The sequence below is a fragment of the Geodermatophilus sp. SYSU D00815 genome (genome assembly GCF_054050035.1).
Map to the genome: position 1 here is coordinate 33,003 of NZ_JBJGYO010000007.1, position 15,481 is coordinate 48,483.

At 74.3% G+C, this 15,481-nt stretch carries 13 protein-coding genes; 4 read left to right on the forward strand and 9 right to left on the reverse strand.

Features of this window, described 5'->3' with window-relative positions; translation table 11 throughout:
* Window positions 1-57 precede the first annotated feature (57 nt).
* The 4 genes from deoC (at window position 58) to ACI78S_RS10250 (ending at window position 4,941) form a co-directional block, all read left to right on the forward strand.
* Window positions 58-1,053, forward strand: a complete 996-nt coding sequence (deoC, locus tag ACI78S_RS10235) for a deoxyribose-phosphate aldolase (RefSeq protein ID WP_456972825.1) — start codon at window positions 58-60, stop codon at window positions 1,051-1,053.
* Window positions 1,053-2,501 (forward strand): aldehyde dehydrogenase family protein, encoded by a 1,449-nt coding sequence (locus ACI78S_RS10240; RefSeq protein ID WP_456972827.1) that lies wholly within the window; start codon window positions 1,053-1,055, stop codon window positions 2,499-2,501. The genes deoC and ACI78S_RS10240 overlap by 1 nt, the downstream gene beginning before the upstream one ends.
* Window positions 2,502-2,574: 73 nt before the next feature.
* Window positions 2,575-3,447 carry an aldehyde dehydrogenase family protein gene (locus tag ACI78S_RS10245; RefSeq protein WP_456972829.1) on the forward strand — a complete coding sequence of 291 codons (873 nt, stop codon included), beginning with the start codon at window positions 2,575-2,577 and terminating at the stop codon, window positions 3,445-3,447.
* 147 nt (window positions 3,448-3,594) lie between these two features.
* A complete protein-coding gene (locus ACI78S_RS10250) occupies window positions 3,595-4,941 on the forward strand; it encodes a hypothetical protein (protein ID WP_456972830.1) in 1,347 nt (448 codons plus the stop codon).
* Between the two features lie 79 nt (window positions 4,942-5,020).
* Here ACI78S_RS10250 and ACI78S_RS10255 read toward each other — a convergent pair whose 3' ends face one another.
* The 9 genes from ACI78S_RS10255 to ACI78S_RS10295 form a co-directional block, all read right to left on the reverse strand.
* Window positions 5,021-6,421: a DEAD/DEAH box helicase gene (locus ACI78S_RS10255; protein WP_456972832.1), complete on the reverse strand. Its 1,401-nt coding sequence runs from the start codon at window positions 6,419-6,421 to the stop codon at window positions 5,021-5,023.
* A 206-nt stretch (window positions 6,422-6,627) separates the two neighbouring features.
* Window positions 6,628-7,701, reverse strand: coding sequence for an adenosine deaminase (locus ACI78S_RS10260; RefSeq protein WP_456972834.1), 1,074 nt, complete (start codon window positions 7,699-7,701; stop codon window positions 6,628-6,630).
* Between the two features lie 58 nt (window positions 7,702-7,759).
* A complete protein-coding gene (locus tag ACI78S_RS10265; RefSeq protein ID WP_456972836.1) occupies window positions 7,760-8,566 on the reverse strand; it encodes an ABC transporter permease in 807 nt (268 codons plus the stop codon).
* Complete coding sequence (locus tag ACI78S_RS10270) at window positions 8,563-9,474, reverse strand: ABC transporter ATP-binding protein (protein WP_456972838.1); 912 nt, start codon at window positions 9,472-9,474, stop codon at window positions 8,563-8,565. The genes ACI78S_RS10265 and ACI78S_RS10270 overlap by 4 nt, the downstream gene beginning before the upstream one ends.
* Before the next feature lie 68 nt (window positions 9,475-9,542).
* Entirely contained in the window at window positions 9,543-10,820 is a 1,278-nt protein-coding gene (locus ACI78S_RS10275; protein ID WP_456972840.1) for a thymidine phosphorylase, read from the reverse strand.
* The gene (locus tag ACI78S_RS10280) at window positions 10,817-11,233 is read right to left on the reverse strand and encodes a cytidine deaminase (protein ID WP_456972842.1); all 417 of its coding nucleotides are present in this window, start codon (window positions 11,231-11,233) and stop codon (window positions 10,817-10,819) included. The genes ACI78S_RS10275 and ACI78S_RS10280 overlap by 4 nt, the downstream gene beginning before the upstream one ends.
* The gene (locus ACI78S_RS10285; RefSeq protein WP_456972844.1) at window positions 11,233-12,522 is read right to left on the reverse strand and encodes an ABC transporter permease; all 1,290 of its coding nucleotides are present in this window, start codon (window positions 12,520-12,522) and stop codon (window positions 11,233-11,235) included. Before ACI78S_RS10285 ends, ACI78S_RS10280 begins: the two co-directional genes overlap by 1 nt.
* The gene (locus tag ACI78S_RS10290) at window positions 12,519-13,733 is read right to left on the reverse strand and encodes an ABC transporter permease (RefSeq protein WP_456972846.1); all 1,215 of its coding nucleotides are present in this window, start codon (window positions 13,731-13,733) and stop codon (window positions 12,519-12,521) included. The genes ACI78S_RS10285 and ACI78S_RS10290 overlap by 4 nt, the downstream gene beginning before the upstream one ends.
* A complete protein-coding gene (locus tag ACI78S_RS10295; protein ID WP_456972847.1) occupies window positions 13,730-15,322 on the reverse strand; it encodes an ABC transporter ATP-binding protein in 1,593 nt (530 codons plus the stop codon). Before ACI78S_RS10295 ends, ACI78S_RS10290 begins: the two co-directional genes overlap by 4 nt.
* Between the last annotated feature and the right edge of the window lie 159 nt (window positions 15,323-15,481).

Genomic DNA, 15,481 nt, shown 5'->3' on the forward strand with positions numbered 1-15,481 from the left:
ACACCAGGGAGTGACGGGTATCGAGGCGGCAGGACCGGGCAGGGGACAATGATCGGCATGACCCACGTGCTCGAGCCCGACGCGCTGTCGGCGCACGCACGGCCCATCGCCGGGCCGCTGCCGCCGTACGACGACGTCACCCGGTCCGATTCGGCGTTCCGCGCCTTCCTGCACGGGCTGCCCGGCGTCGACCAGGTCGGCGCCGAGGCCCGCGCCGCCCAGCTCGGCACCCGCTCGATCAAGACCACCGCCAAGGCGTGGGCCATCGACACGGCCATCTCGATGGTCGACCTGACCACGCTCGAGGGCGCCGACACCCCGGGCAAGGTGCGCAGCCTGGCGGCCAAGGCCCGCCGTCCCGACCCGACCGATCTCACCGCGCCGCAGGTGGCCGCCGTCTGCGTGTACGGCGACCTCGCCGGCGTCGCGAAGGAGGCGGTCGCGGGCACCGGCATCCACGTCGCCTCCGTCGCCACCGCCTTCCCCAGCGGCCGGGCCAGCCGCGCCGTCAAGCTGGCCGACGTGCAGGACGCGGTCTCCAACGGCGCCGACGAGATCGACATGGTCATCGACCGCGGCGCCTTCCTCGCCGGCCGCTACCTCGACGTCTACGAGGAGATCGTCGCGGTGAAGGAGGCCTGCGGCGACGCGCACCTGAAGGTCATCCTCGAGACCGGTGAGCTGGTCACCCTCGACAACGTCCGGCGGGCGAGCTGGCTGGCCATGCTGGCCGGCGGCGACTTCATCAAGACCTCGACCGGCAAGGTCTCCCCCGCCGCCACCCTGCCGGTGACCCTCGTGATGCTCGAGGCGGTGCGCGACTTCCGCGCCGCCACCGGCCGGCAGATCGGCGTCAAGCCCGCCGGCGGCATCCGGACGACGAAGGACGCGGTCAAGCACCTCGTCCTGGTGAACGAGACGGCCGGCGCCGACTGGCTGACCCCCGACTGGTTCCGCTTCGGCGCCTCCAGCCTCCTCAACGACCTGCTCCTGCAGCGGCAGAAGCTCCGCACCGGCCACTACTCCGGCCCCGACTACGTCAGCGTGGATTGATGAGCACCGTCTTCGAGTACGCCCCCGCCCCCGAGTCGCGGTCGATCGTCGACGTCGCGCCGTCCTACGGCCTGTTCATCGACGGCGAGTTCGTCGACGGCAGCGGCGAGGCGTTCAAGACCGTCAACCCGGCCACCGAGGAGGTCCTCTCCGAGGTCGCCAGCGGCACCGAGGCCGACGTCGACCGCGCGGTGAAGGCCGCCCGCCGCGCGTTCACCAAGACCTGGGGCCCGATGCGCCCGGCCGACCGGGGCAAGTACCTGTTCCGCATCGCCCGGTTGCTGCAGGAGCGCGCCCGCGAGTTCGCCGTCCTGGAGTCGCTGGACAACGGCAAGCCGATCCGGGAGTCCCGCGACGTCGACGTCCCCCTGGCCGCGGCGCACTTCTTCTACCACGCCGGCTGGGCCGACAAGCTCGAGCACGCGGGCCTCGGGCCGGCGCCGCGGCCGCTCGGCGTGGCCGGTCAGGTCATCCCGTGGAACTTCCCGCTGCTCATGCTGGCGTGGAAGGTGGCGCCGGCGCTGGCCACCGGCAACACCGTCGTCCTCAAGCCGGCCGAGACCACCCCGCTCTCCGCGCTGCTGTTCGCCGAGGTCTGCCGGCAGGCCGACCTCCCGCCCGGCGTGGTCAACATCGTCACCGGCGCCGGCGACACCGGCCGGGCCGTGGTCGAGCACGAGGACGTCGACAAGGTCGCGTTCACCGGCTCGACGGAGGTGGGCCGCTCGATCGCCCGCGCGGTCGCCGGCACCCGCAAGAAGCTGACGCTGGAGCTCGGCGGCAAGGCGGCGAACATCGTCTTCGACGACGCCCCGATCGACCAGGCGGTCGAGGGCATCGTCCAGGGGATCTTCTTCAACCAGGGCCACGTCTGCTGCGCGGGCTCCCGGCTGCTGGTGCAGGAGTCGATCCACGACGAGGTCATCGCCAGCCTGCAGCGGCGGATCGGCACGCTGCGCGTCGGCGACCCGCTGGACAAGAACACCGACATCGGCGCGATCAACTCCGCCGAGCAGCTCGCGCGCATCCGCGAGCTGTCCGAGGTCGGCGAGGCCGAGGGCGCCAACCGCTGGCAGCCCGCCTGCGAGCTGCCGGCGCGCGGCTACTGGTTCCCGCCGACCGTCTTCACCGACGTCTCCCCCGCCCACCGGATCGCCCGGGACGAGATCTTCGGCCCGGTGCTCTCCGTGCTCACCTTCCGCACGCCCGACGAGGCGGTGGCGAAGGCGAACAACTCCACCTACGGCCTCTCGGCCGGCATCTGGACCGAGAAGGGCTCGCGGATCCTCAAGATCGCCGACCAGCTCCGCGCCGGCGTGGTGTGGGCCAACACGTTCAACAAGTTCGACCCGACGTCGCCCTTCGGCGGCTACAAGCAGTCCGGCTACGGCCGCGAGGGCGGCCGGCACGGTCTCGCCGCGTACCTGAAGGGAGCTGACAGCGAGTGAGCAGCGCAGCGAGCGCCGGCGAGCGAGCAGCGGAGCGGGCGCGGAAGCGCCCCGCGGGCAAGGAGGGCGACCTGTGATCGGCAGCGAGCGCCTCGCCGTCCGCAAGACCTACAAGCTCTACGTCAACGGGGCCTTCCCGCGCTCGGAGTCGGGCCGCAGCTACGAGGTGACCGACGCCAAGGGGCACTTCCTCGCCAACGCCTCCTGGGCCAGCCGCAAGGACGCGCGGGACGCCGTCGTGGCCGCCCGCGCCGCCTTCGCCAAGTGGTCCGGCGCGACGGCCTACAACCGCGGCCAGGTGCTCTACCGCGTGGCCGAGGTGATGGAGGGCCGGCACGTCCAGTTCTGCGAGGAGGTCGCGGCCGGCGAGGGCCTGTCGGCGTCCAAGGCGCGGGCCGCCGTCGACGCGGCGATCGACCGCTGGGTCTGGTACGCCGGCTGGACCGACAAGCTGGCGTCGGTGCTCGGCGGGGCCAACCCCGTCGCCGGGCCGTACTTCGACTTCAGCCTGCCCGAGCCCACCGGCGTCGTCGCCGTCCTCGCCCCGCAGCAGTCGTCGCTGCTGGGCCTGGTGAGCGTGCTGGCGCCGGTGCTGGCCGGCGGCAACACCGCCGTCGTCGTCACGTCCAAGGAGCGGCCGCTCCCGGCGGTCACCCTCGGCGAGGTGCTGGCCACCAGCGACGTCCCGGCCGGCGTGGTCAACCTCCTCACCGGGGACGCCGCCGAGATCGGCCCCTGGCTCGCCGAGCACGCCGACGTCGACGCCGTCGACCTGACCGGCGCCCCCGCCGACCGGGCGATGGAGCTCGAGCGGCTGGCCGCCGGCACGATCAAGCGGGTGCTGCGGCCGCCGGCCACCGAGCCGGACTGGACCGCCGATCCCGGGCTGACCCGCATGCGCACCTTCCTGGAGACGAAGACCGTCTGGCACCCGATGGGTGTCTGAGGGGCCCACCCGGAGCGGTCCGGCCCGGCCTCGGTGCGCCCCGACGGCACCGAGGCCGGGCCCGGCCGGCTCGTGGCGGCACCGCCCGCGGCCGGCCGCCGGGGAACCGGGGCGCGCGCACCGGGGGTCGTTCGGCAGGATGGGCGGGTGGCCAGGCCCAGCATCGTCCCGATCGCCCTCACCCTCGACGACCGCACCGGCTACACGCTGTGGGCGCCGCCCTGGGAGGAGGACGGCGAGGAGTGGCAGGCCTTCCTCGGCACCACCGAGGGCGCCACGGCCAAGGTCCACCTCTTCCCCACGCCGCAGGCGCTCGCCGCGTTCTGCCGCAGCCGCACCGACCACGACCTGGCCGACCACCCGGTCTGGCCCGTCGTCGTGGGGCTCGGCGCGGCCGACCTGACCCCCGACGACGACCACCGCTACGACCTCGACGGCGTCTACGACATCGCCGCGGAGAACCCCGACCGCTGGGCGGTGGAGGAGCTGGCGGCGACGATCGACATCGTCGGCCGGCTGGCCGAGTGCCTCGACACCGGCGACGAGGACGAGGACGCCGACGAGGAGGACGAGGGCCAGTTCGAGGCGGTCGCCGAGCTGGTCGGCCGGCCGGAGATCGGCTCCCTGGGGCTGGGCGTCGAGGCCTTCGTCGGGCGCTCGGGCGAGGACGCCTGGGTCGGCGTCGGCAGCGCGCTCGACGAGCTGTGGGAGGACGTCGTCGAGGAGCTCTCCGAGCACCTGGACTGGACCGGCGGCGGCACCGTGTCGCTCGACGACTACCCGGCCGCCTCGGAGGCCGAGGAGGACGCCGACGTCGAGCCCGAGGAGGCCGCGGAGCGGGCCGACGAGGAGCCGGCGGCCGAGGCCGCCCCGGCCGCCGGCGTGAGCACCATCCGCGGGGGCAGCCGGATCACCGCCTCCCCCGCCGCCGTCGCCGCGGCCCAGGAGTTCTGGGAGGCCGTCGGCATCCTGCCGGTCGAGGTGGTCGTGCCCGGCGCGGCCGGCGTCACGCTGCGCTGCTACGTCGAGGACGTCGCCCGCTTCCTCGGCCGCGACCGCGAGATCTGGGTGTTCGACACCCCGACCGACCTGGCGAAGTTCCTCTCCACCAGCACCGAGGAGCACGACCTCACCGAGATCGCCTCCTGGCCGGAGGTGGCCGACACCGACACCCTGCCGCTGCCCGCCGAGCAGGACCGCTACGACCTCACCGAGCTCACGGAGGTGCTCGGCGAGGTCGCCGGGGGCGCGGCCGGGCTGGTCGACCACCGGGCGTTCGCCCAGCCGGTCGAGGGCGTGCGGGACATCGCCGAGTACGCCGGGCTGCGGCGCGTCGACGAGCTGCTGGCGCCGTCGGCGGCGCTGGGCCGGGCCGTGGCCCGCGGCGAGCGGGACCCCGGCGCCACCCTGCCGGCCGCCGACGCCGCCGCCATCAAGCGCGACTGGGACGAGGTCGTGGGCGCGGTGACCGCCGTCCTCGTCTGGCGCGACTGAGGAAGGGCCCCCCTGCCCCCCGCCACTCGCGGCGGGGGCAGGGGGGCCCTCAGTGACTACTCAGCAGCTACGGGCCGGGTCAGTAGCTACGGGCGGGGCGGTCGTTCGGGCGGCGGCCCTGGCCGCGGTAGCGGCTGGGACCGCGGTCGCCGTCCCGGGCGCCGCGCTCGCCGCGGTCGCCGTAGGGACGACGCGGCCGGTCGCCCTCGCGGCGCGGACGGCGCGGGCCGCCGCCCGTGCGCGGCCGGTGCTCGCGGACCGGTCGCTCGACCGGCTCCACGGGGACACCCGAGGCGACGAGCTCGCCGATCGCCTGGTCCCCCGGGCGGATGCGGCTGACCTGCGGGTCGACCTTGGCCTGGCGGAAGCGGCGCTTGGCCTGGCCCACCTGGTCGGGGAGCAGCAGCGACACGACGACGCCGCCGGCGCCGGCGCGGGCGGTGCGGCCCGAGCGGTGCAGGTAGGTCTTGGTGTCGGCCGGCGGGTCGTAGTGCAGCACCAGCGAGACGTCGTCGACGTGGATGCCGCGGGCGGCGACGTCAGTGGCGACGAGCACCGGCGACCGGGCGTCGGTGAACGCCTCGAGCGCGCGGCGGCGGGCACCCTGCGGCAGGCCGCCGTGGATGGCCTGCGCGCCGATGCCGACGGCCTGCAGGTTCTCGGCCAGCCGGTCGGCGCCGAGCTGGGTGCGGACGAAGACGATCGTCCGGCCCGGCCGCTGGGCCAGCTCCTGGGCCACCGCGAGCTTGTCGCGGAAGGCCAGGCTGTAGGCGAGGTGCTCGGCCGGCGGCGCGGCGTCGCCGGGGCGGACGACCTCGTGCCGCGCCGGGTCCTTGAGGTACCGGCGGACGAGGGTGTCGACCTCGCCGTCGAGGGTGGCCGAGAAGAGCAGCCGCTGGGCGCCGGGGTCGGTGGCGTCGAGCAGCTCGGTCACGTCGGGCAGGAAGCCGAGGTCGGCCATGAAGTCGGCCTCGTCGAGGACGGTCACCGAGATCTCGGAGAGGTCGGCCTCGCCCTGGCGCATCAGGTCGAGCAGCCGGCCCGGGGTCGCGATGAGGACGTCGACACCGCGGCGCAGCTGCTGGATCTGGCGGTGCATCGGAGCGCCGCCGTAGACGGTGGTGACGTAGACGCCCAGCGCGCGGCCGAGCGGCATCAGGTTGTCGTTGACCTGCTGCGCGAGCTCGCGGGTGGGCACGAGGACCAGACCGCGCGGGCGGCGGGGGCCGCGGCGCACGTCGGCGCCGAGGCGGGTCAGCAGCGGCAGGCCGAAGGCGAGCGTCTTGCCCGAGCCGGTGGCCGCCTTGCCCAGCACGTCGCGGCCGGCGAGGGCGTCCGGCAGCGCGGAGGCCTGGATGGCGAACGGTGTGGTGATCCCCCGCTGCTCCAGCGCGGCGACCAGCTGCGCGGGCAGGCCGAGCTCGGCGAAGGTGGGGGTGGTGCTCTCGATGGGGGCGTCGACAGTGTCGAACGAGGTCATGCGGGTGGGACTCCGATGTTCTCGGGCGCGTCCCGTGGCGATAGGCGGCCGCCGGTTCCGGCGTCCTCACTGGCGATCGCGGGCGTCGTCGGTGACGCCGGATCTGCACGGATGCGCTCATGCCGGACGGACCGTCCGGAGGATGACCGGCGAGTGCCGGTGCACCTACCGTAGCAGCGCAGGTGGGGCCGCCATTCCCGGCGTGATCAGGCTCGCAGCGCGGCGTACCCCGGGCGGACGAGGTCGTCGAGCAGCTGCGCCTTCTCGGCCGGGGCCGCGAAGGACGCCGCCACCGCCCGCTCGGTCACCGTCTGCACGTCGTCCCACGTCCAGCCGAACGTCGACGCGACGTCGGTGAGCTCGCTGGTCACCGACACCCCGCTCATCAGCCGGTTGTCGGTGTTGAGGGTGACCGCGAAGCCCAGCCGGTGCAGCCGGTCCACCGGGTGCTCGGCCAGCGACGGGTAGGCGCCGGTCTGCACGTTCGACGTCGGCGCCACCTCCAGCGGCACCTGCTGGTCGCGCACGCGCCGCGCCACCGGCCCCAGCGCGCCGTCCGCGGCGACCTCGTCGGCGACGCGGACGCCGTGGCCCAGCCGCTCGGCGCGGGCGCCGTCGAGCGCGGCCCGGATGGAGTCGATCCCGGCGGCCTCGCCGGCGTGCACGGTGCGGTGCGCGCCCTCGCGGTCGAGCAGCGCGATCGCCGCCGGGAGGCGGTCGGGCGGGAAGCCGTCCTCGGGGCCGGCCAGGTCGAAGCCCACGACGCCGGCGTCGCGGTAGCGGACGACGAGGCCGGCCACCTCCGCCCAGCGGTCCTCCTGCCGCATGGCGCACAGCAGCGTGCCCACGGTGATCGGGGTGCCGGCCGCGGCGGCCTCCTTCATGCCGACCGCGTAACCGTCGAGCATCGCCTCGACCGCCTCCTCGATCGGCATGGCCGGCGTCAGCAGCTCGGGCGCCATGCGCACCTCGGCGTACACGACGCCGTCCGCGGCGAGGTCGAGGGCGCACTCGCGGGCGACCCGGTGCACCGCGTCCGGCCGCTGCATCACCCCGACGGTGTGCGCGAACGTCTCCAGGTAGCGCACCAGCGAGCCGGAGTCGGCCGCCTCCCGGAACCACCGCCCCAGGGCGTCGGCGTCGTCCGCCGGCAGGTCGCGGTAGCCGAGCTCGTCGGCGAGCTCGAGCACCGTCTGCGGCCGGAGCCCGCCGTCGAGGTGGTCGTGGAGCAGGACCTTCGGGGCGCGGCGCAGCGAGTCGGCGTTCAGCGGGGAGGGCACCACGACATTGTGGTCCCACGGGACGACGCCGCCTCGGGCCCCTCCTCGGGACCGCGGGTCACCCCTTGTCCTGCCAGCGGAAGGTCAGGACGCACAGCGCGAGCCCGGCGGCGCACCACACCCCGAGGACCAGGGCGACGCGGCCGAGCTCCCACGTGCCGGCGGGCTCCTGCGCGGCCAGCGCGTCGGGCAGGAAGACCGACCGCAGGCCCTGCGCCATCCACTTGAGCGGGAAGAACGACGCCACCGTCTGCAGCCACGTGGGGACCTGGCTGAACTGGAAGAAGACGCCGGAGATGAACTGCAGCACCAGCGCGATCGGGGTGATCGTGGCCGAGGCGGAGCGGCCGTTCCTGGCGAGGCTGGAGACGGCGATGCCGAGCAGCGTGCAGGCCGCCGACCCGAGCAGCGCCACCCACGCGAAGGTGAACCACCTCGCGCCCGACGGCAGCGGGACGTCGTAGAACACCGCGCCCACGAGCAGCAGGATCGCGATGATCGCCACCGTCACGGCGAGCACCTGCACGACCTTGCCCACGAAGTAGGCGCTCTTCGGCATCGGCGTGCCGGCCAGCCCCTTGAGCGTGCCGTCGGAGCGCTCGGTGGCGATGCTGATCGCCATGTTCTGCAGGCCCGCGCCGAGGATGCCGGCGGCGATCACCCCGGCCATGAAGTACTGCACGAAGCCGACCCCGGAGCCGAGGTCGTAGTTCAGCACGGCGCCGAACACCAGCAGCAGGATCACCGGGAAGGCGAGCGTGAAGACGACGGACTCGCGCTGCCGGAAGAACTCCTTGAGCTCCACCCCGGCGCGGGTCCCCCAGACGCTGGTCACCGAGGGCAGCGGCCGCTCCACCGTCGTCACCGCGACACCCCCTCACTCGGCTCCTCGATCATCCGCAGGTACACGTCCTCGAGCGTGGGCCGGGCGACCGCCAGGTCGGGCACCTCGCCGGGGAAGCGGTCGGCCAGCTGCCGCACGAACGCCGTGGGGGTCCCGGTGGCCTGCGTGCGGCGGACGCCGTCCTCGGTCCAGCTGACCACCGCCGGCGCCGTCCCCCGACCGCCCAGGGTCGAGGGGACGGCGACCTCCACCAGCCGGCCGCGCGCGATGACACCCACCCGGTCGGCGAGCGCCTCCGCCTCCTCGAGGTAGTGGGTGGTGAGCAGCATCGTGGTGCCCAGCTCGCGCAGCGACCGGATCAGCGACCAGAACTGCCGGCGGGCCTCGGGGTCGAAGCCGGTCGTGGGCTCGTCGAGGAACAGCAGCGTGGGGCGGCCGACGATGCCGAGCGCGACGTCGAGCCGGCGCCGCTGCCCGCCGGAGAGCGACCGGCCGCGCGCGCGGGCCTTCTCCGACAGCCCGACCAGCTCCAGCACCTCGTCGGGGTCGCGCGGGTCGGGGTAGTACGACGCCTGGGCCCGCAGCAGCTCCCGGCAGGTGAGCTGGCTGTCACCGGCGCCCGACTGCAGCACGATGCCCAGCTGCGCCTTCCACGCCCGGTCGCCGCGCGCGGGGTCCTGCCCCAGCACCCGGACGTCCCCGCCGTCGCGGTCGCGGTAGCCCTCGCAGACCTCCACCGTCGTCGTCTTGCCGGCGCCGTTCGGGCCGAGCAGGGCGAAGATCTCGCCGCGCCGGATGTCGAGGTCGAGGCCGTCGACGGCGGTGGCGTCGCCGTAGCGCTTCACCAGCCCGCGGATGGAGATCGCGGCGTCGGGGTCGACCGGACCGACGTCCGCACCGACGACCTCGGCGGAGGGAGAACGGGTCACGGGAGGTCAGTGTCCTCCTGTGAGCTGGGTCCCTGTCACCAGCGCCCCGTCGCCGGGACCGGGCCGGGTCAGGCGGTGATGCGGTCGAGCACCAGGGGCAGCGGCTCGTCGCCGGTGTCGACGCCGATCGCGCCCGCCAGCGCCTCCAGCGCCCGCGGGATGCGGGCCGGGTCGTCGGTGTGCAGCTCGAGCAGCGGCTGCCCCGCGGTGACCCGCTCCCCCACCGTCGCCGTCCAGGTGACGCCGGCGGCGGCCGACACCGGGTCCTCCTTGCGCGCCCGTCCGGCGCCGAGCCGCCAGGCGGCCACGCCCAGCGAGTACGCGTCGAGCCGGGTGAGCGTGCCGGTGGCCGGCGCGGTGACCACGTGCTTCTCGGCCGGCTGCGGCAGCGGGGCGTCGGGGTCGCCACCCTGGGCGGCGACCATCCGCCGCCACACGTCCATGGCCCGGCCGTCGGCCAGCGCGTCCGCCGGGTCGACGTCGTCGCGCCCGGCGCCGGCCAGCATCTCCCGGGCCAGGGCCAGGGTCAGCTCGACGACGTCGGCCGGGCCGCCGCCGGCCAGCACCTCCACCGACTCGGCCACCTCGACGGCGTTGCCGGCGGCGCGGCCCAGCGGCCGGTCCATCGCCGTCACCAGGGCCACCGTGCGCACACCGGCCGCCTCGCCGAGGCCGACCATCGTGCGGGCCAGCTCCCGGGAGAGGTCGGGCTCCTTCATGAAGGCGCCCGAGCCGGTCTTCACGTCGAGCACCAGCGCGTCGGCGCCCTCGGCGATCTTCTTGCTCATGATCGAGCTGGCGATCAGCGGGATCGACTCGACGGTGCCGGTGACGTCGCGCAGCGCGTAGAGCTTCTTGTCGGCCGGGGCGAGGTCGTTGCCGGCCGCGCACACCACCGCGCCCACCTCGCGCAGCTGGCGCAGGTAGGCCTCCTCGTGCACGTCGGCCCGCCAGCCGGGGATCGCCTCCAGCTTGTCCAGCGTGCCGCCGGTGTGGCCCAGCCCGCGGCCGGACAGCTGCGGCACGGCGACCCCGCAGGCCGCGACCAGCGGCGCCAGCGGCAGGGTGGTCTTGTCGCCCACGCCGCCGGTGGAGTGCTTGTCGGCGGTGGGCCGGCCCAGCGAGGAGAGGTCCTTGCGCTCGCCGGAGTCGATCATCGCCTGGGTCCAGACGGCGAGCTCGTCGGGCGACATGCCGCGGAAGAACACCGCCATGAGCAGCGCGCTCATCTGCTCGTCGGGGACGACCCCGTCGGTGTAGGCGCCGATCACCCAGCGGATCTGGTCGGCGGTGAGCGCGACGCCGTCCCGCTTGGCCCGGATGACGTCGATCGCGTCGAAGCTCACGCCCGCCCCTCCCGCTCGGCCGCGGAGACCAGGTCGTCGGGGCCGAACGCGTCGGGCAGCACCTCGCGCATCGGCACGATCCCGAGCGAGACGGTCTCGATGAGCATGTCGGCACCGCCGTGCTCCCACAGCAGCTGCCGGCAGCGGCCGCACGGCATGAGCGGCTGCCCGTCCCCGCCCACGCAGGCGACGGCGACGAGCCGGCCACCGCCGGTGCGGGCCAGGTCGCTGACCATGCCGCACTCGGCGCACAGCCCGAGCCCGTACGAGGCGTTCTCGACGTTGCAGCCGGTGACGACCCGGCCGTCGTCGACCAGCCCGGCGACGCCCACCGGGAACTTCGAGTACGGCGCGTAGGCGTGCGTCATCGCCTCGCGGGCAGCGGCCCGCAAGGAGTCCCAGTCGACGTCCACTAGGACTCCCCGCGTCGGTAGACCAGGCCGTCGGCCTTGGGCATGCGCAATCGTTGCGAGGCCAGCGACAGCACCAGCAGCGTGATCAGGTGCGGGGTGAAGAAGACGATGCCCTCGGGCAGCTCGTCGATGGTGAGGAAGCCGACCAGGGCCCCGACGGCGAAGACGGCCGCGAGCACGGCCGCGAGGGACTGGTGGCGGGTCGCCTGGTGGACGGCGACCCCGGCGAGCAGCACCGCGACGACGAGGAGCAGCGCCACCACGGCCGTGCTGCTGCGCAGCTGGAGCGCGTCGGAGAAGCCGAAGAGCCCGGCGCCCGCGGCCAGCCCCCCGGGCCGCCAGTTGCCGAAGATCAGCGCGGCCAGGCCGATGAACCCGCGGCCGCCGGTCTGGCCCTCGCGGTAGATGTTGGCGACGAAGACCAGGAACACACCGCCGAGCCCGGCCAGCGCTCCCGAGATGAGCACGCCGATGTACTTCAACCGGTAGACCGGCACGCCGAGGGAGTCGGCGGCCGCGGGGTTCTCGCCGCAGGAGCGCAGCCGCAGCCCGAAGGCGGTGCGCCAGAGGACGAGGTAGGAGATCGGCACCAGCAGCACCGCGAGCAGCGTGAGCACGCCGACCCCGTTGGTCAGCCCGCGGAGCAGGCCGGCGAGGTCGCTGAGCAGGAACCACCCCTGCCGCTCCAGGTCCCCCAGCAGGTCCGGGCCGGAGGAGAGCACCGGGAGCGAGAAGTCCGGCGGCTGGCTGGACATCGGCGGCGACTGGCCGGCGCCGCCGCCGGCCGGGTTGTCGGTGTAGAGCAGCTCGGAGAGGAACCGCACCAGGCCGGCGGCCAGGATGTTGATGGCCACACCGGAGACGACGTGGTCGACGCCGAAGGTCACGGTGGCGACGGCGTGCAGCAGCCCGCCGACGGCACCGAACACCAGGCCGGCGGCCACGGCCGCGCCCCAGCCCCACTGGTAGCCGGCCCAACCCGCCCCCCAGGTGCCGAGGATCATCATCCCCTCGAGGCCGATGTTGACCACGCCGGCGCGCTCGGCGAACAGCCCACCGAGGGCCGCGAGCCCGATCGGCACGGCGAGCAGCAGCGCGGCGGCGAACGTCGCCGACGACGTGAGCTCCCGCTCGCCGGAGACCACCCGTGCGACCGAGAACAGCACGACGAGGCCGAGCGCGATCCAGAGCAGCCGGCCGCGTCGGCCGCCGCGAGCCAACAGGCCGGTGCGCGGCCCGCCGCCGGACCCGGTCTCGGGGACGCCGGGAACCCCCATGGTGGTGCTCACGCCTGCGCCCCTTCCGGCTCACCGGGCACGCCCGGGCGGGCACGGCCACCGCCGTCCGGCCCCGATCCCTCGGGGGTGGTGCCCCTGCCACGTCCCCCGTCCGGTGGCCGGCCGGGTGCCGACGCGCCCGCCCGCTCCGCCGAGCGCAGCGCCAGCCGGCGCGCGATCTCGTTGGCGATGACGACGGCGAGCACGATCGTGCCCTGGATGATCGTGACGACCGAGGACGGGATGTCGGCGAACTGCAGCGGCAGCCCCGCCCGGTCGAGGAACCCGAACAGCAGCGCCGCCAGGGCGATCCCCACCGGGGTGTTGCGGCCGAGCAGCGCCACCGCGATGCCGAGGAAGCCCAGGCCCGCGGTGAACTCGGTGTCGAACTGGTGCTTGTCGCCGAGCAGTTCGGGGAGCCCCACCAGACCGGCGATCGCCCCGGACAGCAGCATCGTCTTGAGGACCATGGCCCGGGTGTCGACCCCGCTCGCGGTGGCCGCCGAGGGCGACAGGCCGGTGGCGCGCAGGTCGTACCCGAAGCGGGTGCGCTTGAGCAGCACCGCGATCGCGACGCCGACCACCACCGCGACGATCAGGAACCCGTACAGCTCGCTGCGCGGCTCGGCCAGGCCGAGCCCGGTGAGCACACCGTTGAGACCCGGGAACCAGCCCGACTCCGAGATCTCGCGCGTGGTGACGATCGACTGGCCGGGCGCGCTGCCCCGCAGCGGGCCGGTGAGCAGGTACGACGCCGTCCCCAACGCGATGAAGTTGAGCATGATCGAGCTGATCACCTCGCTCACGCCGCGGGTGACCTTCAGCAGGCCGACGATGCCGGCCCAGAGCGCCCCGACGGCGGCGCCGACCAGGATGGTCAGCCCGACGTGCAGCGGGGCCGGCAGCACGACAGCGGCGCCGACCGCGGCGGCGACGATCGTGGCGAGCCGGTACTGCCCCTCGACCCCGATGTTGAACAGGCCCATGCGGAACGCGACCGAGACGGCCAGTCCGGCGAGGAACAGCGGGACCGCCCGGTTGATGATCACGACGATGCTCTGGACCTGCTGGGACGGCGAGTCGCCGAGGTCCACCATGATCTGGAAGGCGGCGAACGGGTCCTCGCCGATGAGGGCGATGACGATCGCCGAGATGACCAGGGCGACCAGCACCGCGAGCACGGGGCCGAGCAGTGCCAGGCCCACCCGGCGCAGGGCCGTCATGCCGCACCTGCCGCGGTCCGCGCCCCGGTCATGTAGCCGCCGAGCTCCTCCGGGGTGACGGTGGCGGGGTCGACCGTCGCCACCAGGGCGCCGCGGAGCATGACGTGGAGGGTGTCGGACAGCCCGATCAGCTCGTCGAGGTCGGCGGAGACCAGCACGATGCCCAGCCCCTCCGCACGGGCGTCCTTCAGCAGTTCCCAGATCACCGCCTGCGCACCGACGTCGACCCCGCGGGTGGGGTGCGCGGCGACGAGCAGCCGCGGCTGGGCGCTCATCTCCCGCCCGACGATGAGCTTTTGCTGGTTCCCCCCGGACAGGGCGACGGCCAGCGTGTCGGCACCGGGGGCCCGGACGTCGTACTCGCGCATGATCCGCTCGGTGTCCGACCGGGCGCTGCGCCGGTCGATGAACATGCCGCGCACGGCCGGCGGTCGGGTCTGGTGGCCGAGGATGCGGTTCTCCCAGAGCGGTGCGTCGAGCAGCAACCCCTGCCGGTGCCGGTCCTCGGGGATGAACCCCATGCCGCCCTCCCGCCGGGCCCGCGTGCTCCACGCGGTGACGTCGTCGCCGGAGAACTCGATCCGGCCACCGGCCAGCGGTCGCAGGCCCATGATGGCGTCGACGAGCTCGGCCTGGCCGTTGCCCTCGACACCGGCGATGCCGACGACCTCACCGGCCCGCACGGTCAGGTCGACCGAGTCGACGACCGGACGCCCGTCCGCCGCGGCCACCGTGACGTCGGTGAGCCGGAGCACGGCGGTCTCCCGCACGGTCGACGTCCGGGTCTCCGGGGTGGGCAGCTGCGAACCGACCATCATCTCGGCGAGCTGCTTGACCGACGTCGTCCGCGGGTCGGCGACGCCGACCGTCGTGCCCCGCCGGATCACCGTGATGGCGTCGGCGACCCGGCGCACCTCGTCGAGCTTGTGGGAGATGAAGATGACGGTCAGCCCCTCTCGCTTGAGCTCGGCGAGGTTGCCGAAGAGCTGGTCGACCTCCTGCGGCACGAGCACGGCGGTCGGCTCGTCGAGGATCAGCGTGGTGGCGCCGCGGAACAGCACCTTGGCGATCTCGACGCGCTGCCGGTCGCCGACGCCGAGGTCCTCGACCAGGGCGTCGGGCTCCAGGTCCAGCGAGTACCGGTCGGACAGCTCGACGATCCGCCGGCGCGCCTCGGCCCGGTCCAACCGGCCGGAGCGGGTGGGCTCGCTGCCCAGGATGATGTTCTCCAGCACGGTGAAGTTGTCCGCGAGCATGAAGTGCTGGTGGACCATGCCGATCCCCGCCTCGATCGCATCGGCGGGACTGCGGAAGTGGACCTCGTGGCCGTCGAGGAGGACCTGCCCCTCGTCGGGGCGGTGCATGCCGTAGAGGATCTTCATCAGCGTCGACTTGCCGGCGCCGTTCTCCCCGACGATGGCGTGCACCTCCCCACGGCGCACCTGCAGCTCGATGTCGCGGTTCGCGACCACGCCGGGGAAGCGCTTGGTGATACCCCGGAGCTCGACCGCGTACGGGACGCCCCCGGGCGGGGAGCCCGCTCCTGACGGTCCAGGGCCGGCACCGGCCGGGCGGTCAGTGGTGGCCATCGGGCTCTCCTCGCTCTCGCGGCCGCGGTTCGCGCGGCGCACACGTCCACTCTGCCTGCCCCGGCGGCACGGGATCGACCGTCTGCCTGGCGCGGACGGCCACGGGGACACCGGCCGCCCTGCGGCATGATCCCCCAGCGGCCGTCCGCGGTCGCGGGG

Coding starts and splice junctions, on each gene's coding strand:
- deoC (WP_456972825.1), top strand. CDS start 58: ATGACCCACGTGCTCGAGCCCGACGCGCTGTCGGCGCACGCACGGCCC.
- ACI78S_RS10295 (WP_456972847.1), bottom strand. CDS start 15,322: ATGGCCACCACTGACCGCCCGGCCGGTGCCGGCCCTGGACCGTCAGGA.
- ACI78S_RS10290 (WP_456972846.1), bottom strand. CDS start 13,733: ATGACGGCCCTGCGCCGGGTGGGCCTGGCACTGCTCGGCCCCGTGCTC.
- ACI78S_RS10240 (WP_456972827.1), top strand. CDS start 1,053: ATGAGCACCGTCTTCGAGTACGCCCCCGCCCCCGAGTCGCGGTCGATC.
- ACI78S_RS10255 (WP_456972832.1), bottom strand. CDS start 6,421: ATGACCTCGTTCGACACTGTCGACGCCCCCATCGAGAGCACCACCCCC.